This is a genomic window from Methylocaldum sp. (genome assembly GCF_039794385.1).
GTDB lineage: Bacteria > Pseudomonadota > Gammaproteobacteria > Methylococcales > Methylococcaceae > Methylocaldum.
In genome coordinates this window covers 1-9,690 of sequence record NZ_JBDIVO010000172.1, presented here as the reverse complement: position 1 = coordinate 9,690, position 9,690 = coordinate 1, and the positions used below count along the sequence as shown (strand labels likewise).

The window sequence follows — 9,690 nt, the reverse complement described above, 5'->3', positions numbered from 1 at the left end:
CGATCGAGCACCAGGCTGAGCAGCATTCCGACGCTGAACAGCAGGAGCAAACGCAGTCTTTCGGCGGTTTCAGCGATATCCAGCGAATAACTGGGCTCGACCAAGAAGTACATGCCGACAAAAGTACTCAGGGCAGTGGCAAGAAGCCCCGGACCGAGCCCCCCGCGCCAAGCCGCCGGCAGTACCGCAACCAAAAACAGCAGCAGCGGCGGAGATCCGGCGAAAACCGGATTGAAAAACGCCAGAATGAGCGATACGGCCAAGGTGCCGAGTACCGCTATGACGTAGCTGTTCAACAAAAACCGTTTGATTTGAGTGCGCTCCCTGTTGAAAGCACTCCTTGCCGGTAAGTAGAGTTACCTAAATTGACGAACCTCGATAAGACCCCAAAGTTAAAGTAGAAGTTTCATCACTCGGGCCGATTTGCCCCCTTCTGACCGAAGTAATTGCACCGTTCCCGAAAATCCCGGCGGCGAGGTCGGCATTGCGCCACCCATTCGGCAGCTAATCGCCGCTCGCAATCTGCCTGATCATGTAATGGACCGCATCTCGAACGGCGTCGTCGCTTAAATCGGAATGGGCGCCTTTTTCCGGCATGCCCAAAAAACCTTTGGTCGCATGATCCGTCAGCAGCGACGGCAATTCCAGGGTCCGCGATTCCCAGGCTTCGGAATCGTCCAGCATGGGGGCCCCGTCTCGGCCGGAATCATGGCACTCGGCACAGAAGGCGCTATACACATACTTGCCGCGGGCGTAATCCGAGGGGCGGGATGCCGTCTGCATAGACGTTTTCGTCTCGGATTCCGCGCAGCTTGCCAAGATCAGGGCGAAAAAGACGACAGTAATCGGGCGTTTTAATACCATGCGCATAAGAAATCAACCAAGGTAAGGCTAAGTTAAGAAAGCTCTGAACAAATCCGCGCGCCGAGCATAACGCGCCTGTCGGGGAACGGCTCCGCCTGATCGCGACCTACGAGAGCCACATCGCTACAACGAAAAGGCCAGCATCCCTTGGAGCCGGGCGAACCGGACGCACCGAGCGAAATTCGCCCGCTCAACGAATCTGTAAATTCACCATGGTGATGTCGTCCGCGAACTCGTTCTCCCCGCTGAAGGTCCGCAGCTCGCTCATCAGTTTTCGAATGGTCGCTTCCGGCGATTCCGAGCGGTCCGCGGCGAAGATGTTGCACAACCGCGAAATGCCGAAGAATTCTCCCTGTTCGTTCTGCGCCTCGATCACGCCGTCGGTGTAGAGCAGCAATCGGTCGCCCGCCTCCAGAATGAGGCTTTTTTCCTCGAAAAACACGTCCCGCTTGACGCCGAGGATCAGTCCTTCCGCGTCCAGTTCGCTAACGGTCCAATCCCGCTGCCTCCGCAACAAGGCGCGGTTGTGTCCGGCGTTGGCATAGCGCAGCAGGCGTTCTCCGAGATCGTATTTCAGATAGAACATCGTGATGAAAAGCTCGGCCGCACTCAAATCCTCGTAAAGGAGATGGTTGAGTGCCCGCAACACCTCGGCGGCGCTCTGCGGAGCCGGATTGTCCGGCGTCCTTCGGGTCTCGGCTTTCAAGGTGCTGCGCATTTCGGTCATGATGAGAGCGGCACCGACGCTATGGCCCGATACGTCGGCCACGACGATATCGGCATTTCCATCGTAATGGAAGTAATCGAAATAATCGCCGCCGACGTGGCTCGCCGGGACGCAGACCCCGGCGATCTCGGCCATCGGAAGCCGCAGCGGTCTTTTCGGCAGCAGCGAGAGCTGAATGTGCTTGGCGATTTCGAGTTCGTGCCGTTCCTCTTCCGCCCGCCGGCGCTCGGTCACATCGGTCTGAATGCCGATGTAGTGGGTGACGACACCCTGTCCATCCCGCACCGGCGACAGCAGCAGCTCATTCCAGAAGGGAGTTCCGTTCTTCCGGTAATTTCGCAACACGACCTCGCAACTGGTTCCTTGCCTCAATGCTTGGCGAATCGTCTCTTTAGCGGCTTCTTCGGTTTCCGGACCCTGCAATATCTTGAGGTTTCGTCCCAGCAACTCCTCGCGCGAATAGCCGGTAATCCGGCTCAACGCCGGGTTGACGTAAATATTCGGGTAATGCGGCTGCCGGGCGTCGGCGATCACGATACCGACACTCGCCGCTTCGATGGCTCGCTCGCGCAAGCGCAGGGTATCCTCGGCTCGCTTGCGCGCCGTAATATCCAGATCCATGCCGCGCCATTTGACGACCTGGCCCTCGTCGTCGAATATCGGGGCGCCGGTGGATTCGGTGAAAACCTCGTGTCCGTCCCGGTGGCGGTAATGATTGATGAGCCTGTAAAAACCCTCGTGAACGCGCTCGGTCGGCGGCAAGGTCTCGGCCCAGTGTTGCCGATCCTCGGGAGTCAGGAGATCCAGGTAGCGCTTGCCGATGATTTCTTCGGGCTTCAAGCCGAGGATGGTATAGGCCGAGCCGCTGCTGTAAACGTAACGGCCTTCCGGGTCCTGCTCCCACAACCACTCGCCGACCATCTCCGCGACTTGCCGAAAGCGCTCTTCGCTCTCCTGCAACGCTTCCTTGGCGCGCTTCTGCTCGGTGATGTCCCGCTGGGTCGCGAGATAACGGGTGACCTTGCCGGAAGCATCGCGGATCGGGGTGATCGTTTCGAGCGCCCAATACAGTTCGCCCGATTTTTTCCGGTCTTGAATCTCTCCCTGCCACTCTTTGCCGGCCCGAATCGTTTCCCACAGCCGCCGGTAAACCCCCTGCGGCGTCTGGCCCGACTGCAACAGCCGCGGGTTCAGACCGATGACTTCGTCGGCGCTGTATCCGGTCAGGCGGCAAAAGGCCCGGTTCACAAAGGTGATGCGACCTTCGAGATCGGCAATCATGATCGCGTTCGGGCTTTGCTCCACCGCACCGGACAGAATCGACAGGTATTCCTCGTTCTTTTTTCGCCGAGTCAAATCGTGGGTGATGCCGACGAATAAGCGGCGATTCCCTTGCCGAAGCTCGCCGATGGAGAGATACATCGGGAAAACGCTGCCGTCCTTGCGCTGACCGGCGACTTCGCGGCCGGTACCGATAATCTTCTTGATGCCGGTCTTGCGGTAATTGGCGAGATAGCCGTCGTGCTCTTCGTGATAAGGCGAGGGCATGAGCCGGTTGACGTTCTCCCCGATCAGTTCCTCCCGTTTGTATCCGAACAATCGCTCGGCGGCCGGGTTGAGCAATTGAATAATCCCGACATCGTTAATGACGATGACGCCGTCGCTGATGGTGTCGAGTATCGCCCTGAGATTGGACTCCGTATCGAATACGCCGTCGCGCTTCTCGCACGGACCGATGCAGGTCAGGTGAAGAAGGTTCAGACGAACGCCGTCTTCCTTTAGAGGCGTGAGTCTATACCGGGCACCAAATACCGTTCCGTCCTTGCGGCGGAACCGAGTCTCATTGGTATTGAAGAAACGCTCCTGCGCAACCGTCGTAGGCTTGCGATCCCAGCGGAGCGGCGTTGATTCCGCCGGCACCTCCAGTTCCGAAAACACGGATCGTCCCCGAAGCTCTTCTTCGGAATAGCCGAACAACTCCTCCGCTGCCCGATTCATGAAAACGACGTTGCCAGCCTCGTCGAGCATGCACACCGCGTCGTCGAAGCCGTCCAGCAAGGTTCGGGTAAACCGGTCTATCGACTTGAATCCGGACATCCCATCCGGAAACATCGATGCTGGATTGCTCTTTTTTTCCTTTGGCATATACCAACCTATTCAGACAAAACCATCTGTCCGTCCTGGATCTGAAATATAGCTAGCGATCAAATGACGCCAATCAGTGAATTCCCGCGTTCCATGTTGTCGGCGGCGATTTCGATGATTCGGAAAACCGCTCGAATTCCAGGCTGATAGGATGATTAGACTGATCAACGCGGCTGATTGTGCTTTACCTACTTGGACCTATTATGACCGGTATGATTTCGAATCGAGAATTATCAATGACGGGATCGACTCCGCCTTAAATCGGCCGGAGACAACGCTGGGGACGGACATGAGGGCTGGGGTGAGTCGGCGCTCCATGCCGGGAGAACCTCGGTCACCCCTTCTTGCTTCGAGAAAGGCGGACCTTGACCAACGGTCCGCCGCGCTCCGACTTAATCTTTCAACTGAAAGACGGGACCATACTGCGTTTCGACGCCGAAGTCTTGCCACACGAAGGTAGGTTTCGTGATCGGTTGCGTAGGCAAGGGAAAGGTAATGACATCGACGAGGCCGGACGCGATACGGCCTAGAGTGTGCAACCCGCCTTTCAGAAACCCGCCGGAGAGCCCAAAAATGACGTTGGTTTCGTTCGTGGTATTGATCATGTTCTTGGGGAACTCGACCCATCCCATGGCCAGATTGCTCAGCCCCGAACCCAATTTCATGCCCACGTCATGACCGTAATTGTCCGAAGCCATCGACGCGGACGACATGACCAGCGCCGCCGTCGCCGAAAGGAAAATGGTTCTTATTGATCTCGACATGAGTGGCCCCTTGCTGGCAAACAGTGATTTTCGTGACCATAGCAACGAGAAAGTTCTTTCACCTCGAAGCTTCGCTTCGATCTTCCCGTGTTCCATGAAGCGTAGGCAAAGGTCCGTGTTTTTTCAAATGACACGCTTGCCGTCTTTCTTCACCAGGGAAGTTCGCGTCCGCGAAAATCCAGGAACCGCCCCGAGTCGCGGAGAGCGAAACCTTCGATCGTCCGCCGCATGCCTGCGACGCTTTCGGCCGGCGACGTCGGCGCGTTTGAACCGCCCATGTCGGTCTTCACCCAGCCGGGATGCAAAATCATCACACCTACCCCGCGGGGCTTGAGATCGATCGCAAGGCTCTTCATGGCGGCATTCAGCGCGGCCTTACTGGTGCGGTACATGATTGCGCCGCCGCTCGAGTTATCGGCCATGCTGCCCATGAGGCTGGTTATGGCGACCACCAACTTGCGCTCACTGCGCGAAACATGGGGAAGAAACGCCTCGGTCATCTTGACCGGCGCCTCCGCATTGATCTTCAGAACCCGCGCCCAAAGCTCGTAATCGAGCGCCCCAAGGACATTCCGGCCGGAGTCGCCGTAGATTCCGGCGTTATTGATCAACACGTCGATCGTTTCGGACGCCTGGGCGTGCGCCAGCGCATCGATCTGGTCGAAATTTCCGAGGTCCAACTGATGAATGGAAACCGACGGATGATGGATGGCCAAACCCTGCAAATCCGACGCTTGCTCGGGACGGCGGCAACACGCCAGAACTTTCCAGCCCGCATCAGCGTATTGCCTGCAAAATTCGAGACCGATGCCACGATTGGAACCGGTTACCAGTACAGTAGCCATGCTGATTTCTCCTTTAGAACCATTTCATTGATTGCCCTGGCGCACGACAGCGGCGCCGTCCGTCAGACCTTGTAAAATGTTTGACAAATCCTTAACTTCAGCATCATTCAACATATTCCGACGCGGAGACCCTGATGCACACCGAAGAACGACGTCTGCTGACCAATTTCCTCGACCAGCTCAAGCAAATTAAAGTATCCAGCAAAGATCCGGAAGCCGACACTCTCATCAATCAGGCCACGGCACAACAACCCGATGCCGTTTATCTGCTCGTACAGAAAGCGCTGTTGCAGGAAAGAGCGCTGAATGCCGCCAAGGCCCAAATCGAGCAACTGCAAAATCAGATCAATCAATTGCAGGTTAAAAGCTCCCAAGCGAGCGGTTTTCTGGGTGCGGACCCTTGGGGCACATCCCCCAACCGGCCAGCGTCCATGCCGCCTGCCGGTGGACCGCCGGCATCGCCCCATGCTACGAATATGGCCGGACAAAGCTCCGCCATGAGTTTCTTAGGTACGGCGGCAGCGACTGCGGCCGGAATCGCGGGCGGCGCGTTTCTGTTCCACGGCATCGAAAACCTTTTGCACCACGGTTCCGGCGGCGGATTCCTCGATTCGGCATCGACTTCTCCTGAAAACGTCGAAAACATCACCATCAACGAGTACTACAACGCTGACGAACCGGCTTCCGATTCCGGCTTCGACGACTCCGGCGATGGATTCGACGAATATGACGACGACGAATCGTTGGACGTGTAGCGCTCCCGGTTGAACGCACACAAGCGGACATCCTTGCACCGCCGATGATCGAACCGGTCGAGCTAAAGGATTTCTTTCTCAACGTCTTCTCGGCCGCTACGATCATCCTCGCCGGCGCCTCTTATGCCGCGCTTTTTGCCTGGGGCAAGCTGACGCGCCGTCCCGGATTCTTGATTTTGGCCTATGTCAGCTACGGCGTTCTGGCCGTCTCGGTTTGGCTGTTGGCGGAAACATCCCATTTCGAAGGCTTTTGGCGCATCATCGCCGGCCTCATGCTGATCGGCTACTTCGCCGCGCCTCAGGCGATCTGGCGGCTATGCACGGCCACTCATGCCGGCGAACACTCCGAACACGATCGTCCGATCATCAACCAACAACAAGAGGGGGAACAATCGTGAACACTACGCCTCTATGGGCATCCGAAACGTTTTGGAAGAAAACCGCCATCTGGGTGACGGCGGTTTCGTTTCTGCTGCTGATCGTCCTGACCTTCGACTCGATGGCCAAGGTGTCGGCCGGCAGCACCGCGCGCGTACCCGCCTACAGCGTCATCAACAAGAAGATCGATTACCGTCTCAACGCCAAGCTGAACCGCTACGTACCGGTTGTCGAAAGCGATGCGCCTCTGTTCGGCAAGACCTTGAGCGACGAAGAGGCGGAAAAGCTCGTGACCCTCGGCAAGAAGACCTTTCAGGCGAAGAACTGCATCAACTGCCATACGATTCTGGGGAACGGCGCCTACTACGCGCCCGACCTGACCAAGTCCTGGCTGGATCCGAATTGGGTGGACGAAACCAACCGCGAGACGCTGATGCTGGCTTTCCTCCAGGACCCGGCCGGCAACGCCAGGTCGTACGGCACCGGGCGCAGGATGCCCGACCTCGGCATCACCGAAGACGAGGCCAGGGGACTGATCGCTTTTCTCAAATGGACCGCGGCCATCGACACCAACGGCTTTCCTCATAACTTCAAGACCCTATACGCACAGGAGAACCAATAATGAGCGTCGGAGTCCTTGACAGTCGAAATCTCAATGGCGGACAAAAGCTCGCGGTGAAATATTTTATTGTCGCGATGGTTCTTTTCGTGGCGCAAATCCTGTTCGGCCTGCTCGCCGCCGTTCAGTTCCTCGCTCCCGGCTTTCTGTTCGAAACCCTGGATTTCAGCGTGAACCGCATGCTCCACATCAACGCGATGATCGTGTGGATGCTGTACGGGTTCATCGGGGCCGTCTACTGGTTTCTCGAAGAAGAGAGCGGAGTCGAGATCGTCGGGCTCAAGCTCGGGGAGATCGCCTTCTGGGTGCTGACGGCCGCGGTCGGCGTCGTCGTGCTGGTGTATCTGTTCCTGCAAATCGGCGCGGGCGACGATACCACCCGGTGGCTGATCAACGAAGGGCGCGAATACATCGAGGCACCTCGGTGGGCGGATATCGGCATCGTCGCCGTCATGCTGGTGTTCTTCTACAACGTCGCGGGCACCTTTTCCAAGGGCCGCTGGTCCGGCGTCTCCGGCGTGCTCACACTCGATCTGGTCGCCCTGGTCGGTCTCTATCTGGCGGGGATGTTCTACACCACCAACGTGACCGTGGATCACTATTGGTGGTGGTGGGTGGTCCATCTCTGGGTGGAAGCGACCTGGGAGGTGCTGGTCGGCTGCATCATGGCCTGGAGCCTGATGAAGCTCCTGGGCGCCCGGCGCAAGATCGTCCAGACCTGGCTGTACATCGAGGTGGCGCTGATGTTCGGTTCGGGCATCCTGGGGCTGGGCCATCACTATTTCTGGATCGGCACCCCCGAGTACTGGTTCCCCATCGGCGGCTTCTTCTCCGCCCTGGAGCCGATTCCGCTGGTCGCCATGGTGGTGCACTCCATCTATGACGCCGGCGTCCACAAGTTCAAGAGCACCAATCATCCCGCGCTGGGCTGGGTGATCGCGCACACTTTCGGCAACTTCTTCGGCGCCGGCGTCTGGGGCTTCATGCACACCCTGCCGCAAATCAATCTCTACACCCACGGCACTCAATGGACGGCTTCCCACGGCCATTTGTCGTTCTTCGGGGCTTACGCCACGATCAATATCGCCTTCTTCTATCTCGCGGTACAACAGTGGCGCGGCAATGTGTGGATGGGCGCCAATCTCGCCGACAACGGCTGGAAGTGGAAATGGTCGATGGTCCTCTTGAATCTCGGCGTGGTCGGCATGACCGTGGCCCTGCTCATCGCCGGCTACGAGCAATCGTTCATCGAACGTGCTATCGAAGGCTCGACCTGGAGCGGTTATTTCGCCGCCCAGACCCACCCCTGGTTCACGCAGGCCATGTTTTGGCGGCTGATTTTCGGAATCGTCACCGCCGTCGGCCTGGTTCTGCTGATCTGGGATCTGGCGACCATCGGCGCTCGCGAAACCCGGCCCGCGCTGGTCATCGAACGGCCCGAAGAGCCGGGAATCAAGGCGGCTGTTGTGGAAACGGCGTAATTCCCGAGGGCATTCAAATGAACGTTCGCTGTAGGGCGGGTTAGCCCTTCGACAGGCTCAGGACAGGCCCTTCGACGAAACTCAGGACAGGCTCCGCGTAACCCGCCGGTGTGGGGTTCTTCGGTGGGTTACGGCCTTCCGGCCTAACCCGCCCTACGAGGCCCGCGAGACCGCCCGCTCGATCAAAGCCGCATCGGCCTCGCCGAACCCGCCGTCGATGAGACGCAGCATCGCTTTCTCGGCGGCCGGCGAAAACGCCCAGCAACGGCTCAGGGTTTGCAGCAGTTCGGCTAACTCGTCCCCGGCTGCGGACGACAGCGTTTCATGCGGCGCCTTCCCTTCCCGGCGCAAGATGCACTCGATCAGAATCGCGCCCAGGAAGCGCAGGCTGTGAATCACGTGGGTATTCATGTCGCTGATCAGGTAATCGAACTTCTCCGCAAAAACCTTATCGCCCAGATAGGGACTGAATAAACCCTGCCGAACCGTCTCCCGAAGCAACCCGAAAAATTTCCTCTGTCCGTCGTGGACATTGGGGTCGTGGAAGAACTTGAAGGCATGTTCGAGGTCGTGCACGAAAAAAGCGAAACCGTTCGGCTTCTTGAGAACCGGCCGCAAGAGCCGCGGATAATCGGCCACGACCGTGACCGGCCGCCGGCCCGTCGCCTGCATCTCAAGGACTTCTCCGGGCGGCGGAATCCGCTCGGTCAGCAGTAGGGGCCATTCGCCGCGCAACCACGCCGAGAGCGCCACCGAAGCATTCGGGATAAGACCGAAAAAGTGATAACGCTCGATCCGATCGACCAGCACCCGCTCCAATTCGCTTCCGGCCGATCGGTCGAAATCCGCCAGCCAGCTTGATGCGTCCGGCCTCGGATCGCTCTTGACCCTGCGCGAAGCAAAACGCGGTCCGTGCAATGCAATCAGCCAGGTAAAGAAATACAGCGCCGCATAGGCGGCATCGCTCAAGTTCCCGGAACGCCAACGTGCGGTCAGTTCGGGAATTCGGGCCAATCGGTCGGAGAAATTCTGCACTCGCGGTCTCGTGATATGCCAATTTGACCTTATTGTCGGCCAGACGCCTTTTTCGGCAAAGGATTGTCAACCCACGC

The 9,690-nt window shown here is 58.2% G+C and carries 10 protein-coding genes; 4 read left to right on the top strand and 6 right to left on the bottom strand.

What is annotated here, in order from left to right; all coding sequences use genetic code 11:
- The 5 genes from ABJK70_RS14675 to ABJK70_RS14655 form a co-directional block, all read right to left on the bottom strand.
- Positions 1 to 299: DUF4118 domain-containing protein (locus ABJK70_RS14675; protein WP_347258332.1), on the bottom strand; the 299-nt coding region annotated here is incomplete at its 3' end.
- Between the two features lie 205 nt (positions 300 to 504).
- Entirely contained in the window at positions 505 to 783 is a 279-nt protein-coding gene (locus ABJK70_RS14670; RefSeq protein ID WP_166642648.1) for a c-type cytochrome, read from the bottom strand.
- 271 nt (positions 784 to 1,054) lie between these two features.
- Positions 1,055 to 3,736 carry a PAS domain S-box protein gene (locus tag ABJK70_RS14665; RefSeq protein ID WP_347258331.1) on the bottom strand — a complete coding sequence of 894 codons (2,682 nt, stop codon included), beginning with the start codon at positions 3,734 to 3,736 and terminating at the stop codon, positions 1,055 to 1,057.
- A gap of 392 nt (positions 3,737 to 4,128) precedes the next feature.
- Positions 4,129 to 4,500: an exosortase system-associated protein, TIGR04073 family gene (locus ABJK70_RS14660; RefSeq protein ID WP_077728601.1), complete on the bottom strand. Its 372-nt coding sequence runs from the start codon at positions 4,498 to 4,500 to the stop codon at positions 4,129 to 4,131.
- Between the two features lie 149 nt (positions 4,501 to 4,649).
- Entirely contained in the window at positions 4,650 to 5,345 is a 696-nt protein-coding gene (locus ABJK70_RS14655; RefSeq protein ID WP_133718342.1) for an SDR family oxidoreductase, read from the bottom strand.
- A 134-nt stretch (positions 5,346 to 5,479) separates the two neighbouring features.
- Between ABJK70_RS14655 and ABJK70_RS14650 the strand changes: the two genes are divergently transcribed.
- The 4 genes from ABJK70_RS14650 to ABJK70_RS14635 are packed head-to-tail and all read left to right on the top strand — an operon-like array spanning position 5,480 to position 8,578.
- Positions 5,480 to 6,100 (top strand): DUF2076 domain-containing protein, encoded by a 621-nt coding sequence (locus ABJK70_RS14650; RefSeq protein WP_077728599.1) that lies wholly within the window; start codon positions 5,480 to 5,482, stop codon positions 6,098 to 6,100.
- Positions 6,101 to 6,144: 44 nt separating this feature from the next.
- Positions 6,145 to 6,498 carry a hypothetical protein gene (locus ABJK70_RS14645; protein WP_347258330.1) on the top strand — a complete coding sequence of 118 codons (354 nt, stop codon included), beginning with the start codon at positions 6,145 to 6,147 and terminating at the stop codon, positions 6,496 to 6,498.
- A complete protein-coding gene (locus ABJK70_RS14640; protein ID WP_240502393.1) occupies positions 6,495 to 7,100 on the top strand; it encodes a cytochrome c in 606 nt (201 codons plus the stop codon). The genes ABJK70_RS14645 and ABJK70_RS14640 overlap by 4 nt, the downstream gene beginning before the upstream one ends.
- The gene (locus tag ABJK70_RS14635) at positions 7,100 to 8,578 is read left to right on the top strand and encodes a cbb3-type cytochrome c oxidase subunit I (protein ID WP_077728596.1); all 1,479 of its coding nucleotides are present in this window, start codon (positions 7,100 to 7,102) and stop codon (positions 8,576 to 8,578) included. The genes ABJK70_RS14640 and ABJK70_RS14635 overlap by 1 nt, the downstream gene beginning before the upstream one ends.
- A 153-nt stretch (positions 8,579 to 8,731) precedes the next feature.
- Here ABJK70_RS14635 and ABJK70_RS14630 read toward each other — a convergent pair whose 3' ends face one another.
- Positions 8,732 to 9,613, bottom strand: coding sequence for a hypothetical protein (locus ABJK70_RS14630; protein ID WP_077728595.1), 882 nt, complete (start codon positions 9,611 to 9,613; stop codon positions 8,732 to 8,734).
- Between the last annotated feature and the right edge of the window lie 77 nt (positions 9,614 to 9,690).

Excerpts from the sequence above, each read along its gene's own strand:
- ABJK70_RS14670 (WP_166642648.1), bottom strand. The coding sequence starts at position 783 with ATGCAGACGGCATCCCGCCCCTCGGATTACGCCCGCGGCAAGTATGTG.
- ABJK70_RS14665 (WP_347258331.1), bottom strand. The coding sequence starts at position 3,736 with ATGCCAAAGGAAAAAAAGAGCAATCCAGCATCGATGTTTCCGGATGGG.
- ABJK70_RS14660 (WP_077728601.1), bottom strand. The coding sequence starts at position 4,500 with ATGTCGAGATCAATAAGAACCATTTTCCTTTCGGCGACGGCGGCGCTG.
- ABJK70_RS14655 (WP_133718342.1), bottom strand. The coding sequence starts at position 5,345 with ATGGCTACTGTACTGGTAACCGGTTCCAATCGTGGCATCGGTCTCGAA.
- ABJK70_RS14650 (WP_077728599.1), top strand. The coding sequence starts at position 5,480 with ATGCACACCGAAGAACGACGTCTGCTGACCAATTTCCTCGACCAGCTC.
- ABJK70_RS14645 (WP_347258330.1), top strand. The coding sequence starts at position 6,145 with ATGATCGAACCGGTCGAGCTAAAGGATTTCTTTCTCAACGTCTTCTCG.
- ABJK70_RS14635 (WP_077728596.1), top strand. The coding sequence starts at position 7,100 with ATGAGCGTCGGAGTCCTTGACAGTCGAAATCTCAATGGCGGACAAAAG.